The 18,405-nt window shown below is 60.4% G+C and carries 18 protein-coding genes; 4 read left to right on the top strand and 14 right to left on the bottom strand.

Annotation, left to right across the window (positions count from 1 at the left end; genetic code table 11):
* Positions 1-42 precede the first annotated feature (42 nt).
* Both ACIQJ2_RS04685 and ACIQJ2_RS04680 read right to left on the bottom strand, forming a co-directional pair.
* A complete protein-coding gene (locus ACIQJ2_RS04685; RefSeq protein WP_400665322.1) occupies positions 43-1,005 on the bottom strand; it encodes a dihydrodipicolinate synthase family protein in 963 nt (320 codons plus the stop codon).
* Positions 1,006-1,232: 227 nt separating this feature from the next.
* Positions 1,233-1,673, bottom strand: coding sequence for a YqaA family protein (locus ACIQJ2_RS04680; RefSeq protein ID WP_400665324.1), 441 nt, complete (start codon positions 1,671-1,673; stop codon positions 1,233-1,235).
* Positions 1,674-1,939: 266 nt separating this feature from the next.
* Between ACIQJ2_RS04680 and ACIQJ2_RS04675 the strand changes: the two genes are divergently transcribed.
* Positions 1,940-2,536, top strand: a complete 597-nt coding sequence (locus ACIQJ2_RS04675; RefSeq protein ID WP_400665326.1) for a nucleotidyltransferase domain-containing protein — start codon at positions 1,940-1,942, stop codon at positions 2,534-2,536.
* An 84-nt stretch (positions 2,537-2,620) separates the two neighbouring features.
* On the opposite strand, the gene ACIQJ2_RS04670 is transcribed toward ACIQJ2_RS04675, so the two are convergent.
* From ACIQJ2_RS04670 to ACIQJ2_RS04655, 4 genes are all read right to left on the bottom strand, one after another.
* The gene (locus ACIQJ2_RS04670) at positions 2,621-3,457 is read right to left on the bottom strand and encodes a bifunctional allantoicase/(S)-ureidoglycine aminohydrolase (RefSeq protein ID WP_199151314.1); all 837 of its coding nucleotides are present in this window, start codon (positions 3,455-3,457) and stop codon (positions 2,621-2,623) included.
* 90 nt (positions 3,458-3,547) lie between these two features.
* Positions 3,548-4,138 carry an ankyrin repeat domain-containing protein gene (locus ACIQJ2_RS04665; RefSeq protein WP_400665329.1) on the bottom strand — a complete coding sequence of 197 codons (591 nt, stop codon included), beginning with the start codon at positions 4,136-4,138 and terminating at the stop codon, positions 3,548-3,550.
* 237 nt (positions 4,139-4,375) lie between these two features.
* Positions 4,376-5,098: an aspartate/glutamate racemase family protein gene (locus tag ACIQJ2_RS04660; RefSeq protein WP_184710800.1), complete on the bottom strand. Its 723-nt coding sequence runs from the start codon at positions 5,096-5,098 to the stop codon at positions 4,376-4,378.
* A 23-nt stretch (positions 5,099-5,121) separates the two neighbouring features.
* Positions 5,122-5,751, bottom strand: a complete 630-nt coding sequence (locus tag ACIQJ2_RS04655; protein ID WP_199151315.1) for a flavin reductase family protein — start codon at positions 5,749-5,751, stop codon at positions 5,122-5,124.
* A 136-nt stretch (positions 5,752-5,887) separates the two neighbouring features.
* Between ACIQJ2_RS04655 and ACIQJ2_RS04650 the strand changes: the two genes are divergently transcribed.
* The gene (locus ACIQJ2_RS04650) at positions 5,888-6,565 is read left to right on the top strand and encodes a GntR family transcriptional regulator (RefSeq protein WP_400665331.1); all 678 of its coding nucleotides are present in this window, start codon (positions 5,888-5,890) and stop codon (positions 6,563-6,565) included.
* Positions 6,566-6,588: 23 nt separating this feature from the next.
* Here ACIQJ2_RS04650 and ACIQJ2_RS04645 read toward each other — a convergent pair whose 3' ends face one another.
* The 7 genes from ACIQJ2_RS04645 to ACIQJ2_RS04615 all read right to left on the bottom strand — a co-directional run bounded on the left by ACIQJ2_RS04645 (position 6,589) and on the right by ACIQJ2_RS04615 (position 15,090).
* Complete coding sequence (locus tag ACIQJ2_RS04645; protein WP_400665333.1) at positions 6,589-7,566, bottom strand: ABC transporter ATP-binding protein; 978 nt, start codon at positions 7,564-7,566, stop codon at positions 6,589-6,591.
* On the bottom strand, positions 7,563-8,546 hold the full coding sequence (locus ACIQJ2_RS04640; protein ID WP_199142994.1) for an ABC transporter ATP-binding protein: 984 nt from the start codon (positions 8,544-8,546) through the stop codon (positions 7,563-7,565). The genes ACIQJ2_RS04645 and ACIQJ2_RS04640 overlap by 4 nt, the downstream gene beginning before the upstream one ends.
* Positions 8,539-10,032, bottom strand: coding sequence for an amidohydrolase family protein (locus tag ACIQJ2_RS04635; RefSeq protein WP_199142996.1), 1,494 nt, complete (start codon positions 10,030-10,032; stop codon positions 8,539-8,541). The genes ACIQJ2_RS04640 and ACIQJ2_RS04635 overlap by 8 nt, the downstream gene beginning before the upstream one ends.
* Positions 10,032-11,225, bottom strand: coding sequence for an amidohydrolase family protein (locus tag ACIQJ2_RS04630; protein WP_400665336.1), 1,194 nt, complete (start codon positions 11,223-11,225; stop codon positions 10,032-10,034). The genes ACIQJ2_RS04635 and ACIQJ2_RS04630 overlap by 1 nt, the downstream gene beginning before the upstream one ends.
* Positions 11,226-11,229: 4 nt before the next feature.
* Positions 11,230-12,183 (bottom strand): ABC transporter permease, encoded by a 954-nt coding sequence (locus ACIQJ2_RS04625; RefSeq protein ID WP_400666794.1) that lies wholly within the window; start codon positions 12,181-12,183, stop codon positions 11,230-11,232.
* Between the two features lie 27 nt (positions 12,184-12,210).
* Positions 12,211-13,179, bottom strand: a complete 969-nt coding sequence (locus ACIQJ2_RS04620; protein ID WP_199143002.1) for an ABC transporter permease — start codon at positions 13,177-13,179, stop codon at positions 12,211-12,213.
* 345 nt (positions 13,180-13,524) lie between these two features.
* Entirely contained in the window at positions 13,525-15,090 is a 1,566-nt protein-coding gene (locus ACIQJ2_RS04615; RefSeq protein ID WP_400665338.1) for an ABC transporter substrate-binding protein, read from the bottom strand.
* A 169-nt stretch (positions 15,091-15,259) separates the two neighbouring features.
* Here ACIQJ2_RS04615 and ACIQJ2_RS04610 point away from each other — a divergent pair, with 169 nt between their 5' ends.
* On the top strand, positions 15,260-16,735 hold the full coding sequence (locus ACIQJ2_RS04610) for an amidohydrolase family protein (protein ID WP_400665340.1): 1,476 nt from the start codon (positions 15,260-15,262) through the stop codon (positions 16,733-16,735).
* Positions 16,736-16,806: 71 nt separating this feature from the next.
* Here the strand turns inward: ACIQJ2_RS04610 and ACIQJ2_RS04605 are convergent, their stop codons facing one another.
* A complete protein-coding gene (locus ACIQJ2_RS04605; protein WP_400665341.1) occupies positions 16,807-17,619 on the bottom strand; it encodes an alpha/beta fold hydrolase in 813 nt (270 codons plus the stop codon).
* A 185-nt stretch (positions 17,620-17,804) separates the two neighbouring features.
* Here ACIQJ2_RS04605 and ACIQJ2_RS04600 point away from each other — a divergent pair, with 185 nt between their 5' ends.
* A complete protein-coding gene (locus ACIQJ2_RS04600; RefSeq protein ID WP_400665343.1) occupies positions 17,805-18,404 on the top strand; it encodes a TetR/AcrR family transcriptional regulator in 600 nt (199 codons plus the stop codon).
* The last annotated feature ends 1 nt before the right edge of the window (position 18,405 follow it).

The following is an 18,405-nucleotide window of genomic DNA, read 5'->3' as shown; positions in this document are numbered from 1 at the left end:
ATCGCCATCGGGTTTCGAAAATCGGAAGCCCGTGGCCCGCCTTCAGGCTTTGTGTGTCTGGACGGCGCCGGGCAGCTTGCTCCACTCGCCGTACCAGCGGTTGAACAGCGTGAACTGCGCCTCGACATAGCCGCGCTGGCTCTCCGACAGAACATCGCTCTCGTTGAAGTTCAAGGCATATTCCTCGTCGCCCTTCAGCACCATCATGTGCTTGAAGTAGAGAACCAGATCCGGACCCTCGTCGAAGGATGACAGAACGGCCAATGCCTGCTCGAGCTCCAGCGCCCGCTGACGCGCATCGGCATCGCCCTTGGCGGCTGCCTGGGAGAGCTTGCACAGATGGATCACTTCCTTCGGCAGCACATTGCCGATGCCGGTGATCGCACCCGTCGCACCGCAATTGACGAAGCCGTGGAACACCGCCGTGTCGACGCCGATCATCAGCGAGACCTCGTCATCGCGGCTGGTGATGTTCTCGGCCGCATAGCGCATGTCGTCCGGACCGCCGAACTCCTTGAAGCCGACGAGATTGCCATGCTCGGCCCTCAGCGCGAAGAACAGGTCGGCGCGCGTGGCAAAGCCGTAATAGGGGCTGTTGTAGATGACGGCCGGAAGATCCGGCGCTGCCGACAGGATCGCCTTGAAATGCGCCTTCTGGGCCGCAATCACCGAACCGCGCGACAGAACGCGGGGGATGACCATCAGGCCCTTGGCGCCGACCTTCTGGGCATGGGCCGCATGGGCAACCGCCGAGGCGGTGTTGACCGCACCGGTGCCGACGATGACCGGCACGCCGGCCTTGACCAGCCGCTCGACGCCTTCCATGCGCTCGGCATCGGTCAGAAGCGGCCAGTCGCCCATCGAGCCGCAATAGACCACGGCCGACATGCCCTGAGCGATCAGCTCCTTGCCCTTCCTGACGAGCGCCTCGAAATCCGGGCTGCGGTCCGTCTTGCACGGGGTCATCAGGGCCGGGATCACGCCGGAGAAAATGCTTGAAGTCATCTGTCTGTCCTCTTGGGCTTGGCCTTTTGGGCTGGAACTGCATCGGCAACGATGCCCAGCCGAACTCACCGGCCGCTCGTCACCCGCTCAACAACTGCAATACAGCTTTGTATTCAATTTGTCGACAAGGAATATATAAAGATCGAATTTCCCTATGCAAGCGGCCAAGCGACTTCAAGAAGCTAGGCGGCATCCAGAGTTCTATAGGCGCTCAATCGACCGGCGCGTCACGACACGAGGCTCGTGGTCGCAAATGCCAGCACGGCATAACGACCGATCTTGGCGATGGCGACGAGCAAGAGAAACGTCGGCAATGGTTCCCGCAGAGTACCCGCGACGACCGTGATCGGATCTCCAACAATGGGAAGCCAACTCGCCAGCAGCGACCATCGCCCATAACGGCGATACCAGCCTTGTGCCCGCTCCATGGCATCGTTGCCGACCGGAAACCACCGGCGATTGCGGAAGCGCTCGATCCATCGCCCCAGACCCCAATTCGCTATCGAACCAAGGACATTGCCGAAGCTCGCGACGGCAACAAGCATAAAGGTGGAATAAGTCTCCGTTAGCAACATGCCGACAAGCACGGCTTCGGATTGCATGGGCAGGATCGTTGCGGCGGCAAGCGCCGCCACGAACAGGCCGAAGTAAGCTGCAAGATCAAACATCGTTCAGGGGTATCCCGCTGTCATTCCAGGCACCTCGATCGATGGCCGGTCCGTCTTCTGACCGCATGCCCGCCGGTGTTTTCTCTGTCATAGAGCCTCTATCTTCCAGGCACATATGCATGTCAACGCCAATGCCAGACGCTGAACGGTGCGAAGGAGAGCTGCCTCTCGATGGCTGACAGCCATGATATCGACTTGCCGCCGCCAAGCCTCACCTGTATTGCGCGACAGACAACGTCATGCCTTCCACACGAGCTGAACACCCAATGAACCCGATCTCCGACGATGCCTGGTCGCCATGGCTGCCTTCCGAGCTTGCAAGCCGGTTGAAGCACGCTGCCGGCGTTTGGTATGTGGTCGGCGGATGGGCCTTGGACCTTTGGCATGGCATTCAAACGCGCGAACACGAGGATCTGGAGTTTGCGGTCCTGCCCGGGAGCGTGCAGGAATTTCGCGAGATGCTCGGCGAACTGGATTTCTTCACCGTAAATTCCGGCGTCATCGAACATCTCGCCCCGGCCCAATCCCCGCCACCGCATGTCTGGCAACTGTGGGGCATGGACACCCTCAGCGCATGTTGGCGGGTCGACATGATGCTCGAAGGGGGAACGTCATCGACCTGGATCTACAAGCGCGATCCCGCCATCCAGGCACCACGTTCCGAAATGGTCCGGCTCAATGATGACGGAATACCCTACCTGACACCCGCCGCGGTGTTGCTGTTCAAGGCCAAATATCTTCGGGAAAAGGATGAGGAAGATTTCAAGCGCGCCCTGCCCCGGCTCGATTTCGCCGAAAGGAAGCGGCTTCGACACTGGCTTGATCTGGCTCATCCAAAGCATCCGTGGCTGGCGGTACTTTGATTGGCGGCCTTACGCCACACTGCAAAAGCCCGCGCCGGCAGGGCGCGAGCTTGCGAGGAACTATCCCGCTTGAATCTGCTCTGCTTATCGGCGCGCGCCGAAGGGGCGGAGCGTCATATGGCGATTGACGTCCTTGTAGAGCAGATAGCGGAACGGCCCTGGGCCTCCGGCATAGCACGCCTGCGGGCAGAAGGCGCGCAGCCACATGAAGTCGCCGGCTTCCACCTCGACCCAATCCTGGTTCAGGCGATAGACCGCCTTTCCCTGTAGCACGTAAAGGCCGTGCTCCATCACATGGGTCTCAGCAAAGGGAATGACGGCGCCCGGCTGCAAAGTGACGATCGTCACATGCATGTCGTGGCGCAGATCGTTCGGATCGACGAAACGCGTCGTCGCCCACCGCCCATCCGTGTCCGGCATCACTGAGGGTGCTATATCCTTTTCGTTGAGGATCAGCGGCTCGGGATGAGCCAATCCGTCAACGGCCTCATAGGCCTTGCGGATCCAGTGGAAGCGGGCATGGGCGCCCGAGCGGTTGCGCAGCGACCATTTCAGGCCCGGCGGCAGGAAGGCATAGCCACCCGGCTGAAGAAGGTGCTTGCCGGTCGGCAGCGTCAGTTCGATCTCGCCGTCGACCACAAAGAGCACGCCTTCGGCCTCCGGATCCTGCTCCGGCCGGTCGCTGCCGCCCCCGGGCGCGACTTCCATGACATATTGCGAGAAGGTCTCGGCAAAGCCGGAGAGCGGGCGGGCGATGACCCAGCAGCGCGTATCGTTCCAGAACGGCAGGAAGCTGGTGACGATATCCTGCATGACACCTTTGGGAATGACCGCATAGGCCTCGGTGAAAACGGCTCGTCCCGTCAGCAAATCGCTTTGAGGCGGATGGCCACCAAGAGAGGAATAATAGATTCTTTGCATCGTCTCGCCCTTCGTTCTCAGTATTTCCCGGGAGGCACCAGCGTTTACCTCCATCGCACTATTGGATGGCCGTAAAGCCTTAATACCGCGTCACTTCGCTCCCGCTTTTTCCAACAATGCCGCGATCTTGTCGTAACTGCGGCCACGAGCATGCTGCAACGGTGTCACACCTTCATGATCTGCGATATTGACATTTGCCCCGGCATTGATCAGCAACTCGACGATTCGCAGATGGCGCGGGCCGCCATCGCTGAGAATGATCGCTTCCAGCAGTGCGGTCCAGCCAAGCCGATTGACGTGATCGAGATTGATCCCGGCCTTGATCAGCGTATCCACAGTCTCCACATGGCCGCGCTCGGATGCGGGAATGAGCGCGGTGCCGCCATAGCGGTTTACGCTCGCAAGATCCGCTCCATGGGTAAGCGTCAGCTTGAGAACTTCCAGGTGACCACGGGCGCCAGAATAGAGGTAGGGGCTGTCCTGAATATCGTCCTTGGCATTGACGTCGGCGCCGGCCTCGATCAGCGCGCGGGCGGCATTCACCTTGTCGCCGTGCGTGGCGACGAGCAAGGCAGTGGCACCGCTTTCATCCCGCGCGTCGATATTGGCACCGCTCGAGAGAAGCCGATGGATCGCCGCGACATCGTCCGCCGCAGCTGCATTGTGCAATCGAGTATCCATGGAATTACCATTAGCAAGGAGAGGAAGGTGGAGAACCGCCACGAGGAGCCACGCCGCGATCAAAGCCGGCGACAGCGCAAAACGAATATCCGAGACCCGGTTCATTCGGAATGAAAGCTCCTCGTTGACGATCGGCTACAGCATCGGCCCGAAAATCGGAATCGATTTTCGGAAAGCCTGATGCGTAGTTTCACGGAGATAGAGCGTCTTTGTGCTTCCGAAAGGAAGCACGACGCTCTAGGCGCAGTTGCGACGCGGCATTTCCTTGACGCGGGGATAATCATAGGCGTTGACCTTCGACGTAGTATAGCCCGCGCCGACAAGCGCTTCCGCAAGCTTGATGGCAGCTGTAACACCGTCAATCACCGGCACGCCGGTTGTCGCCTGCAATCGATCACAAAGCGAGGACATGCCGGCGCAACCGAGAATGATGGCTTCAGCGCGATCTTCACGCTTGGCTCTTTCGATCTCGGCGACCAGCAGCCGCTCGGCCTCCACCGGGTCCTCCTCAAGACCGAGAACCGGGAGATCGATCGCACGGACATTGCGGCAATGGCGTTCGGCGCCGTAGTCGCTAACCAAGTCCTCTATAATCGGGATCGAACGCGGCAGCGTCGTGATGATCGAAAACCGGCGGCTGATGGTCATGGCCACCTGTACGGCTGCCTGGCAAATGCCGATGACGGGTCCGCGGGCGACTTCGCGGGCGGCGTGAAGACCGGGATCGTCGAAGCAGGCAACGACATAGGCGTCAACCCCGAGCATCTCGCCTTTCAGGATTTCGGCAAGCATTCCCGGCACGGCAGCCGCTTCGTCCGCACCGCCTTCGATGCTGACCGGCGTATCCAGAGGGTTGACCGCCGATACTTTGGTGTCCTGCTGCTTGACCCGCAATGCGCTGTCCAGCGCCTGTGACGTCATGGAAGCCGTGGAATTGGGATTGATGAGACGAATATGCATGAGGGGGGACCTTTCATCCATCCTTAATCGCGCTGCGGCTTGATGAAATCTGTGATTGGCGGAGCCTTGAGGACGAACTGGCGATCCGAAACGATGTAGTTGTCGGCATGCAGGCGGGCTATCGGCTGATAGTGTTCCGGGTCTACGTAATGCCCCTCCGCGTCGAGACAATTGCGCCGCACATGCATGTGGACGACCTCACCCAGCACCAGCGTTCGGCGCGGATAGTCGATCAGGCGTTCTACCCGGCACTCGAAGACGCAGGGAGCCTCCTGGACGAAGGATGCATCGATCTTGCGGCAGGCGGACGGCGTGAGACCGGCCATAGCGAGTTCGTCGAACTCGCTGTCGAAGCCCAGACCGCAGACAAGCATCTGCTGCGAGATCCCCATATCGACCATGTTGACGGCGAATTCCTGGGTGCGCCTTATATTAGCGAGCGTGTCCTTTTCCTCGCCGCTCAGGCGCGGCTGGATACCCAGAACCACAATCGGCGGATCGTGCGAGAACACATTGAAGAAGCTCATCGGGGCCGCATTGTTGTGACCGGCCGGCGAACGCGTCGTGACCAGCGCGATCGGCCGAGGTCCGATGAAGTTCGTCAGAAGCCGATATCGGCTCTGAGGCTCAAGTTCGGCAAAGTCGAATTCCATTGCGCCATCCTGCGGATTCATTATGATTGACAATGTCATTCCATATTGTAGACAATTTTGCAATCAAAAACCGATTGTTGTGATTGACTTTTCCCCTCGCTTCGCGCTTCTCTAGCCGCAACGAGGAGTGAGATTCATGACCGACCAAACAGGGGTCTCTGTTCAGCAGATTGTCGAGAAAGTCTGGCTGTCTATTGCCGAACGACGGCTGAGACCCGGTGTCCAGCTCAAGGAAGAGCAGATGGCCACCATCTTCAACGTCAGCCGCGCACGCATTCGCCAGGCTCTGGCACTGTTGCAGCGCGACGGTCTCGTCGCCATCATCCCCAATCGTGGCGCCTTCGTGTGCAAACCTTCCGTCGAGGAGGCCCGCGACGTCTTCTTCGTTCGCCGCACAGTCGAACGCTGCGTGGTCGAGCGACTCTGCAAGGGAATCTCCAAGGCCGACATCAAGCGCCTGCGCGACCATGTCGCCAAGGAGCGGATCGCCAATACGCAGGACATCACCACCGATATCATCAAGCTTTCCGGTGGCTTCCATCTGCTGTTGGCGGAGACGGTCGGCTCGGATTTCCTCTTCGCCACCATGCGCGACCTGATCTCCCGCTCCTCGCTGATCACCGCCGTCTACCGCAACACCAACCGCTTCAATTGCGGTCCCGACGAACATGCCGAGATCGTCGAGGCCATTGTTGGCAACGATGCGGATAGAGCCACCCATCTGATGGCTCACCACCTCGAACATGTCGAATCGGAACTCGACCTGACCGAGATCCGCGACCTCTCGCACGACCTGCGTGCCGCCCTGGCCTGAGGCGGCCGAGGCATCCGCATCGATCACGCCTCCGCCACCAGATGGCACGCCACCCTCGTTCCATTCGAGAGCCTGCGAACCTCAGGCACCTCCGCCGAACACCTTACGGTGGCCAGCGGGCACCTTGGATGGAAGGTGCAGCCCGATGGTGGCTTCAGGGGGCTAGGTACCTCGCCGCCCACCAGTTCCTGATCGCGCTTGGGGGCGTCGATGCTGGGGATGGTTTGCAGCAGAAGCTGGGTGTAGGGGTGGCGCGGACGGGCGAAGAGCTCTTCCGTATCCCCCTCCTCAACGATCCGGCCCAGATACATGACGGCGATGCGGTCGGACATGTGCCGCACGACGCTCATGTCGTGGCTGATGAAGAGATAGGTCAGGCCCAATTCGTCCTGCAGCCGGCGCATGAGGTTCAGGACCTGCGCCTGCACCGAAACGTCGAGCGCGGATGTCGGCTCGTCGCAGACGAGGAATTCCGGCTCGCTGGCAAGCGCGCGGGCAATCGATATGCGCTGACGCTGCCCGCCGGAAAACTCATGCGGGAACTTCTCGCCATCGGAGACGGAAAGACCGACGGTCACCAGCAATTCCTCGACCCGCTCGGTGATCTCAGCTGCGGTTTTGCGCAATTTCAGCTCGCGCAGCGGTTCGGCAATAATGTTCTTCACCCGCCAGCGCGGATTGAGCGAGGCGTAGGGATCCTGAAAGATCATCTGGGCAGAGAGCGGCGCGCCGCTGCGTCCCGGCGCAAAGCGGACTTCGCCGCCCGTCGGAGCGTATAGGCCAGTCACCAGCCGCGCCACCGTGGATTTGCCACAGCCGCTTTCGCCGACGATGCTGAGGCAGCCGCCCGCCGGCACGGTAAAGCTGATGTCGTTGACGGCCTGAAGAAACTGGCGCGGCTTGCGTTCCACAACCCGGTTGAGCCACGGAGCGGAAACGTCGAACGTCTTGCCCAGCCCGTTGACGGTCAGGGCGGCCACATTTCGAGAGGAAGTCGTCATGCGGTGCCTCCCGCGTTAAGCCAGCAGGCGCTTAAGCCATTGCCGGCCGGCATCAGTTCGGGACGCTCGCGCCGACAGCGCGGACCAGCGGATTTGCAGCGTGGATTGAAAGCGCATCCTTGCGGGATCGCGTCGAGCCGCGGCATCGAGCCATCGATCTGGTTCAGCTTCTTTACCCGCGCTCCAAGCGAGGGAATGGAAGCCATCAGCCCCTGCGTATAGGGATGGCGCGGCGCATGAAGCACCTGCTCGACCTCGCCGATTTCAATGAGCCTGCCTGCGTAAAGCACAGCCACACGGTCCGCAGCCTCTGCAATCACGCCCATATCGTGGGTCACCAGCATCACCGCCGCCTGCTTTTCCTTGCACAGCCGACGGAGCAGCGAAATGATCTGCGCCTGGATCGATACATCGAGCGCCGTGGTCGGCTCGTCGGCGATGATCAATTTGGGCGAGGCCGCAAGCGCAAGGGCAATGACGACGCGCTGGCGCATGCCGCCGGAAAACTGGTGCGGATAGTGATTGACCCGCTCCTCCGGCGAGGGAATGCCGACATCCCGCAATAGCTGTACGGCGCGCGCCTTTGCCTCGGCCTTGCCGAGCGACAGATGCTGCCGGATCGTTTCCGAAAGCTGCGCGCCGACGGTGAACAGCGGATTGAGCGAGGTCAGCGGATCCTGAAAGATCGCGCCGATCTCGCGACCGCGAACGCGCTCCATCGCCCGATCGTCCAGCGCATCGATTCGTTGCTTGCCGAGCCAGATTTCGCCACCGGCGATGCGGCCGGGACGCTCGAGAAGCCCCTGGATGGCAAGGCCGGTCATGGATTTTCCCGCACCGGACTCCCCGACGACGCCGAGGATTTCACCGGCCCGAATGGACAGGCTGATATCCGATAGCGCCGTGACGGTGCCCCGGCGGCTCGGGAACTCCACCTTGAGGTTCCGGACGTCGATGACCGGCTGCTGTGCCTCAACCATGGCTCTCCACCTCGATCGGATAGCTTGGCGGGAAGATTTCAGAAACAGGCGGATGGTTCCAGCTGCGCTCCGGATACTTCGCAATCAGGCCGTCATATTGGGCCTGCGCCTGGATGCGCGCCTTTTCCATATCGAAACCGGCCAATTGTCGATCCAGCATGGATACCCGGCCGTCAACGAAGACAGCGCGCGTCACCTTGCCGGAACCGCCAACGACCAGGGTCGTAATCGGATCGACCGATGGTGCCATGATCGCGTCGTCCAGGCTGAAGACGGCAATATCGGCACGGGCTCCGGCCGACAGATGGCCGAGATCCGAGCGACCGAGTGCCTTGGCGCCGCCGAGCGTTGCCGCGTCGAACAGATCAGCGGAGCGCACCTGGTCGGGCGCATGATCGCTTATGCGGCAGGTGATGAGGCCTGTAAGCAGGTTCATCAGCATATCCGGCGGCGTCGTATCGGTGCCCATTGCGATGTTGATGCCGCGCTTGCGGCAGCTGGAGAAGGAATTGAGGATCGAACCGCTGCGGGCGGAAACCAGCGGGCAATGCACGATGGAGACGCCATTTTCGGCATAAAGCCCGAGATCTTCTTCCGTGGCATTCGTCGCATGAGGAGCAATCATCCGCTCGCTCAGCAGCCTATGCTTGGCGAGCCAGACGGGAGCGGTCGAACCATGCAACATGCGCACCGTGTCGACTTCCATCGTACCCTGCGCCATATGCAGGCGGAACTTGCAGCCGAGATCACGCGCGGCAGCATCGGTGCGCTGCAGAAGGGCAAGCGTCGACGTCTCCACCCGATCCGGCGCCAGAAGGCCGCGCACGAGATCGCCATGCCGACCATTCTGCCGCTCGATATAGGCGACGGCGTCCTTCAGGCCCTGAAAGCCGCGCTCTTCATCGAAGACCGGAACCATCTTGCCTGGCGCTTCCAGCACCATGCCGCCCGAGCGGTAGGCGGGGCTGAGATAGACGCGCAAGCCAAGATCGCCGGCAGCCTCGGCAGCAGCATCGAACTCGGCGACGGTCTCGCCCCATTCGCGATAGAACAGCGAGGCGATCGGAGCGGCGGTGGTGATGCCGTTCAGCAGGAGCTGTCCGAAGGCAAAACGCTTCTGGAACGCCAGCTCTTCCTGCGAATACATCTCGTAGGGGCCAGCTTCCACATAGCTGCGCGGCCAGACGCGTCCCTTGGCCCAACCGGGATGGCAGTCGATGCCGAGGATGGTGGTATCGAGATCGGACAGGGCATCGAGGTCGATCAAGCCGGGGCTGATAACAGCATTGCCGAAATCGATGCTGCGCACGACTTCGCCGGAAAAGTTGTGGCCAACGAAGAGAATGGCGCCGTTTTCGAACACGACCTGGCCGTTGCGGAGCAGCCTGTGGCTGCCTTCCTTGTGGCCGACGACCCAGCTCGCGGTGATCAGCGTGCGCCCTTCCGGGCGCTGGCCGAGCGAGAGACTTTCCATTGCATGTGCCATCAGGGCATCTCCACCACGGCTTGGCCGCCGCGTGCCGTCACACGGCCAGCCTTGACCACGAGCGGGCGGGGCGCGATATCGACGACGGCGTGAGCAAGCGTTTCACCGGCCAGCAGGGTGAAATCGGCGTCACAACCGACCTTCAGGCCGTAATTCTCGATCTGCATGACATCGGCGCCGCCCTGCGACACGACATGGAGGACGTGTTCCAGATCGCGGTCGGAGCGCAGTCCGTTCTTCATACCGATGACCTGGGCGCGATCGAGCATGTCCGGGTGGCCCCAAGGACCCCAGGTATCACGGATGCCGTCACAGCCGCCGCCGACGCGAACGCCTGCTTCCTTGAGACGCATGATCGAAGGCACGGCCGCCGAAGGCGCGCCGGTGGTGAGGATCGCCACATCCAGTTTCGCAATCTCGTCGATCAGCTTGCTGACACGGAGATAATCGTTCATGCCGAGCGCAAAGGCATGGCTGATCGCCACCTTGCCCTGCATGCCGTTGGCGCGGATGCGCTCGAACATCATCTCCATCGTGAAGGCACCAAGTTCGCCGGCTTCGTGCAGGTGGATGTCGATCGGAACGCCATGCTTAGTGGCAAGGTCAAACAGGATGTCGAGCTGGCCCTTGGGATCGCGGTCAATGCCGCAAGGATCGATGCCGCCAAGGACTTCACAGCCCTGGCGCAGCGCCTCGTCAAGCAATTCTACCGTCCCGGGCATGACCATTACGCCCGACTGCGGGAAAGCGACGATTTCGATATCGATGATGCCCTTGAGCTTCTCGCGGGTTTCCCAAACGCCTTCGACGAGCCGCAAACCGTGAGTGGGATCTATGTCGACATGGCTGCGGATATGCGTGCCGCCATGCGCAGCAAGACCGATCGCGTGGCGCATGGACTGACGATGCGGATCGATGCCGATTTCCAGACGATGCTCGCGCTCGAAATCGATCCGTTCGCGCAGGACTGCAGCGCGATTATTGACATGCCACGGCATGCCCCAGGTGGTCTTGTCTAGGTGGGTATGTGCGTCGATCAGACCGGGCGCCGCGATCGCATTGCCGCCGTCTTCGACCGGCACGCCCGGTTCGGCTTCGAACTTTCCAAAGCCTGCAATCTTTCCGTCGCGGATGAGGATATCGCAGGTGTCACCAGCCATCGGCCTGACATTGCGGAGCAGAAGATCGTTCATGAACTTACCTCAGTTTGGGATTAAGAGCATCGCGCAGCCAGTCGCCAAGCAGGTTGACGGCCACGACCAGCAGGCAAAGCTGGATGACGGGAAACAGCACGATCCACCAGGAACCGGCAAACAGGAACTGGTTACCGATGCGGATGAGCGTGCCGAGCGAAGGCTGGCTCGGCGGCATGCCGATGCCAAGGAAGGACAGCGTGGCCTCCGTGAGGATCGCCATGCCGAAATTGAGCGTCGCCGCGACCATGATCGGCGTCAGCGTGTTCGGCAGGATATGTTTGCCCATGATGCGACGGGCAGGCACGCCGATCAGCCTTGCCGCCTGCACATAATCCTTGCCGGCCTCGACGATCGCCTGCGCACGCACCGTGCGGGCATATTGCACCCAGCTCGATAGCGCGATGGCAAAGACAAGCACGGCTGAGGCACCGATCTCCCGCAGGCTTTCCGGCAGCATCTGCCGCACGACCGTGGACACCAGAATTGCGACGAGAATGGTGGGTATGGACAGCATGACGTCGCCGATGCGCATCAGCAGATTGTCGATGAAACCACCGAAGAAACCGGCGACAAGGCCGGCGACCAGTCCGATCAACAGCGACAGGACGACGGAGGCGACGCCGATAACGATGGAAATGCGCGTGCCGTAAAGGACGGCGGACAGCATGTCTCGCCCTTGCGTGTCAGTGCCGAGGAGATAGGGCATCTCGCCGCCGTCGTGCCAGATCGGCGGCAGCTCCGCCTTCCACATATCCAGCTGCGCGCCGTCATAGGGATTTTGCGGCGCGATCAGCGGCGCCAGCAACGCCGTCAGGATCAAGATAGCAAGGATCGTCGCGCCGAAGATCGCTGTCTTGCTATGGGTAAAAGACCACCAGAGGTCGCTATTGCGTAGGCGCTTGAAGAGCGACGGGCGCAAGGGCTTTTCCGGTTTCGACGTTTCGGACAGTTCCATGGTCATCGAACAGGCTCCTGGTTTCGATCAGCGTGCAGTGCGCAGGCGGGGATCGATCACCGCATAGGCGATGTCCACCAACGTGTTGAGAACGACAAAGATGAAGGAGATGATGCAGAGATAGGCGGCCATGACTGGAATATCGAGGAAAGTGACCGCCTGGATGAACAGCATACCCATGCCCGGCCACTGGAACACCGTCTCGGTGATCAGTGCGAAAGCGATCAGCGCCCCGACATTCATCGCCGTCATGGTGACCACCGGCATCAGACAGTTGCGCAGCGCATGGCGGAAGTAGATGCGCCAACGCGGGATGCCACGGGCGCGGGCGAACTTGATATAATCGGAGCGCAGCACCTCAAGCATTTCGGCACGCACCAGACGCATGACGAGCGTGATCTGATAGAGCGACAGCGCAATCGACGGGAGGATGAGCGCGGCGCGGCCCGACGATGTCAGAAACCCTGTCGACCACCAGCCGATCTGTACGACATCACCGCGTCCGAAAGCCGGCAACCACCCCAAATTGACCGAAAAGCCGAGGATGAGCAGAATGCCGACGACGAAGCTCGGCAGCGAGACACCGACAATAGAAAGAAACTGCAACCCCTCCGTATACCATTTGCCGCGCTTGATCGCTGTGAGCACGCCGAGGGGAATGCCGAATACCAGCGAGATCAATGTTGCGACGAAGACGAGCTCCAAGGTGGCGGGAAAACGCTCGGCAATCAGCGGCAGCACTTTCTGGCCGTTGCGATAAGAGACGCCGAAATCGCCTTCCGCCGCATTGACGACGAACCGAATATACTGCGTCGGCAGGCTGTCGTTGAGACCCAACCGCTCGCGCAGCGCCGCACGGTCCGCCTGAGACGTCTGCTCGCCGACCATCAACTCCACAGGATCGCCCGCAAGCCGGAAGATCAGAAATGCCAGCAAGGCAACGGCAAGCATGACCAGGATTGCATTCCCGAGACGCTTGATGATGAAAACCAGCATGAGGACCTCTAGGCTTCGCTTCGGTCTCCGCCAGGCCTGTAAGAATGCCCGGCGAAATTCAAATTCAGTGGCGGCGGGGAAATCGGCGGCGGCGAGCGGTTCGAATGCCTGCCGCATACTACCTCAAACCGTCGCTTTCGACGGTCGTCGCAGCATAAGCATTGCTCGCTGCGAACCTCCTCCTTCACTCCCTTTGACAGCCATTAACGCAGATAATTCGAAGTTGTCAACGCGATTGTCGACAATATCGGACATTAATGTTGAACAGAGGTCAGCAAAGGAAAAGAGCGCCTCGCGGCATCGCAAGGCGCTCTCTCGAATTTCGATATTGCAGAGACCCGATCGTCACTCGGCCATTTGCGTCAGCCACAGGCGAGGCTTGTTGTCGGCGCGGAAGTCGATGCTCTTGACCTTGCTCAACACTGCCCAAGCGATCGGCTGCTGATGAAGCGGGATAAGCATGACCTGATCCTTGGCGATCTTCAGTGCCTGAGCCTCGATGGCGAGCCGCTTTTCGCTGTCCGGCTCCTGAGCCGCCTGTTCCACCAGCTTATCGAGATCGGGATTCGACCAACCACCATAGTTGGAAACGCCCATGGAGCCCTTGCGGGTGGACAGAACCTGCGACAACAGCGAGTAGGCATCGAGCGTCGGCTCGTTGGCCCAGCTCAGGTTGAAGACATCGGCCTTGCCGTTGCTACGCTTCGGCGTCTGCACGGCGCGTGGGCCGATATCGATACTCGGCTGGAAGCCGCTGCGCTTCAGCATGTTGGCGATGCCCGAGCAAACATCTTCTTCGTTGATGCTTTCGTCATTCATGCACGTATAGGTGAAGGCGAGGTTCTTCTGACCGGCATCTTCCAGGAGCTTCTGCGCGGCTTTGGGGTCAGCCTGCTTATAGGTGTCGAGATCCTTGACGTAGCCGGAGATTTCCGGGGCGATCAGCGAACCGGACGGGCGAGCGAGGCCACGCATCACCTTCTTGTTGATCAGATCGCGGTCGATGGAGGCCTCGAAGGCCTGGCGTACACGAAGATCGTTGAACGGATTGGGGCGACCATCTTCCAGTTTTTCCTTGCGATTGAAGGCAACAAAGACGGTCCGCAGTTCGGTGCGCTTCTTCACCGAGATATTCGGCGTTGACTCAAGACGCGGCAGATCCTGGATCGGCGCGGAGTCGATGAAATCGATCTCGCCAGACAGAAGGGCGGCAACGCGTGTTGCAGCAGAAGCGATCGGCACGAACTCGATACGATCGAGATTGTGCTTCTTCTGATCCCACCAACCGCTATTGGCAACCAGCACCGTCTTGGCATCGGGCACGCGGCTGTCGAGCTTGAACGGCCCGGTGCCGTTGGTGTGCATGGTCGTATAGCCCTCGACCTTGGATGCGAAATCCGTCGGCTTCTCGCTGTTGTTGTCCTTCAACCACTTGGCGTTGAACATGAAGATGTTGGTGATGTCGTTGAGGAACAACGAAGTGGGCGCGGAAACTTCGATGTCGACGGTGTGATCGTCAACCTTCTGAATGCCGACGTAGAGCGGAATATTGCCACGCAGCGGCGAAGCCGGATCCGAGGCGCGCTTGAACGAAGCGACCACATCATCGGCGGTAAAATCAGCCCCGTCATGGAACTTCACGCCCTTGCGCAGAGTAAAGCGCCAGTGCTTGTTGTCGACCAGCTTCCATTCGGTAGCGAGCGCCGGCTCAATCTTGAAGTTCGCGTCATAGCGAACGAGGCCTTCGTAAATGTGGTTGAGGAAGGCGAGGTTCGACGTGGACGGAACGGAATCCGGGTCCAGCGAATAGATGTCCGCCCGGCTACCCCAGCGCACAGTTGCGGCATCGACCGGCGCAGCCAGTGCGGCCGTTGCCAATGCGGCGATGATGATCTTCTTCAAACCAAGCATTGTTTCTCCCCTCGGTTATTTGAAGGCGACCCAGTCCGAAGGCTCGCCTCAGTTGGCCGGGAGTATCGATGCGGCCTACACTATTGTCAATTAAATTGTTGACAATTATCGTACGCAAAAATCAGTTCGATCGGCGCCAAGCCGAACAACTGAAACATGGGAGGAAAATATGGAAGATCTGCTTCTGCTGCATGGAACGCTCGTAACGGTCGATCCGGAGCGCCGGATTATCGAGGATGGCGCGCTGGCAATTTCGGGAGACCGGATCGTCGAGATCGGCACGGCTGCCGAACTGGCGCCACGTCATGCCGACAAGAAGGTGATCGATTGCCGTGGCAAGATGATCATTCCGGGCCTCATCGATGCACACGGCCATGCGGGCCATGCGCTGATCCGCAGTATAGCCGCCGACACCAACGCCCTGTGGATGCGGGTGGTGACACCCACCTACTATCACTACGTCACCCGTGACTTCTGGTATGCGGATGGACTGGTTTCTGGCCTGGAGCGACTTCGCGCCGGGGTGACGACGGGCGCAAGCATCATCACCTCGATGCCGCGCGCCGACGACCCGTTGTTCGCCATCAACCATGCACGTGCCTATACCGAACTCGGCCTGCGCGAGATCGTCTGCGTCGGCCCGTCTGGCCTGCCTTGGCCGCACCCCGTCACCCGTTGGGAAAGCGGCAAGCCCGAGCGGCGCAGCATTGCCTTCGAAGAGATGATCGAGGGTTCTGAGGCGGTGATCCAGACGCTGAACGGCAGCGCGGATGGTCGCATCAGCGTCTTTCTGACACCGTTCACCATCGTGCCCTCGGTGGAGCCTTCCAACGCCTCAACGCCGGATCAGGCCGTCAACCTGACGGATGCCGACCGGATGCAGGCTCGCCGTGTCCGCGAAACCGCGCGCAAATGGGGCGTGCGCATCCATTCCGACGCCTTCGCCGGGCAGATCCGCATGGCATTCCAGGACAAGGAAAATGCGCTTCTCGGACCGGACATCCATCTGCAGCATTGCTGGGGCATTTCCCATGAGGAAATGGATATCCTGGCGGAGACGGGCACGCACGTTACCCACGCGCCGCCCGGTCGATCGACACCGGTGCTGGAGATGATGGCAAGGGGCATCTCGCTGGCCGTCACCACGGACGGCGTTTCTCCGAGCCGCCATTTCGACATGCTGCAAACCGCCCGACTGTTTCAATCCACCCAACATATCCTGCACAATCACGACCGCTACCTGCTGCCGCCGGGCAAGGTCTTCGAGATGATCACAATCGATGCCGCAAGGGTCCTCGGAATGGAGCATGAGATCGGTTCGTTGGAAGTAGGCAAAAAGGCTGATATCGCCATCATCGATATGCGCAAACCGCATCTGATGCCGACCTGGATGCCCATCCACCGCCTCATCCATCAAGTCCTCGGCAGCGACGTCGACACCGTGATCGTCGACGGCAAGGTGCTGATGGAAGGAGGCAAGGTCTTGACGACAGATGTCGATGCAGCGCTCGATTTCGGCCAGCGCGAAGCGCTCGCCCTTGCCGATCGGGCGGGGCTGCATGCCCATATGCACGATCCGGGCTGGGGCAAGCTGCAGCGCACGTTTAGCGAACCGATCCGGCCGCCGCAGGCGCCCGACTGCTAGACAAATCCAGCAAGGGCGCAACGGCGTTCCTGAAACTGTTTTGGTCGATCGATCGCCAGCTCTTCTGGATCTCAGCGATCGGCGGGTATCTTCGCCGATGCCGAGCTTGGCGAAGAGAGCCAGTCTTCGATAATCTCGACAAGCAGTTCCGGAGATTCCCTATGTGGATTGTGCCCGATGCCGGAGAGGATCCGGGGTTCTCCGTGCGTCCCTGCTATCCGGCGGGGATGCTCGAGGGAGCCAAACTCATCATGCTCGCCATGTATCGTAAGCTGCGGACAGCGGAGCAACCGAAGCGCAGCATCGAGGCTCCAGTCGACAAAGGCCGGGTCCTGCCATGTGTCGATCCAGGCGTGGAGAACCCACTCGGCCTTGTCGCCGTGATATTTGGCCAGGCGGCTCATGTTATCTGCCGTCTCGAATTCCTGTTCCGCAACCCTTATTCCCGCCAGGGTGCGGTCTTCCACGAATGCCTGGGCCGCTATGGTGATGACGCCCTTGCATTGCCGCGGCAGGCTTGCCCCCGCCCAAACGGCCATGCCGCCGCCGACGCTATGTCCGCAGGCGATGAACTCGTTGACCGACAGCCTCTCGCAGAGGAGCGGAACATATTGCTCCGCCTCCGTCGCAACGAAATCCCCGCTCAATATATCGGTGCGGCGGTCGGAGCGACCAAAGCCCAAACGGTCGTAGGCGATGACCTGCCGATTGAGGGTCTTCGCCAGCAAATGCGGAAACTGCCGCCAGAGCGCGACGCATCCGAGCGAATCGTGAAACAGAATCAGCGGTGTGGTTGAACCTGGATCGATGGGCGTCCAGGACTTGGCAAAAAGCTGCCCTCCCGGGCTTTCGATCCAATATTCCCTGTCACTGATCTCAGGCACGTCAATTCTCCCGAACCGTATGTCGTTGCCACTCTATATCCAGCAAAGCGTTCCGGGACCATCACGATTGGCATCGAAGGAACCGCCGATCCGGCAGAAATTTGCGGCCCCAATTGTTAGAAGGGATTGCCATTCCCAAAACCTAACTATATTAGGCAAAAAACTAATATCACTAGGGATACAGAATGGCGCGGGCCGGCTTAACACGAGAAAGACTTGTCGAAGCGGCGGCGAAATTTGCGGATGAACACGGATTCGATTTCCTGACCCTGGCCGCACTCGCCCGCCAATTCGATGTGAAACTGGCAAGCCTCTATTCGCATGTGAAGAGCTCGGACGACCTCAAAGCCGGCGTGGCATTGCTCGCCCTCTCGAAACTGGCCGACCGTGCAGACGAAGCCATAGCCGGACGCGCGGGCAAAGATGCGCTGATTGCTCTGGCCGATGTTCACCGCATATTCGCACGCGAGCATCCCGGTCTATTTCAAGCAGCACGGTTCCCAGTCGATAGCGCAACCGCCGCCACAAGCGGCGGCGTCCGGCTATCGCGGAGCATGCAGGCGGTCGTGCGTGGCTATTCGCTGGTGGAAGCGGATTGCATTCACGCCATACGCTTGTTGGGCAGCTTCTTCCTGGGCTTTTCTGTGCTGGAGTTGGCCGGGAGCTTCTCCCACAGCCAGCCTGAGGCCGGGGTGTCCTGGTTGCGAAGCCTTGATGCGCTCGATGCGCTCCTGAAAGGCTGGGCTATCTCAAGCGCCGGCCAATCCCCCATTCTCCCGACCTGAT

The organism is Rhizobium sp. NPDC092011 (assembly GCF_044756305.1).
Taxonomy (GTDB): Bacteria; Pseudomonadota; Alphaproteobacteria; order Rhizobiales; family Rhizobiaceae; genus Rhizobium.
Note: the sequence above shows the minus strand (reverse complement) of the source record. Positions and strands in the feature narration are given on the sequence as shown.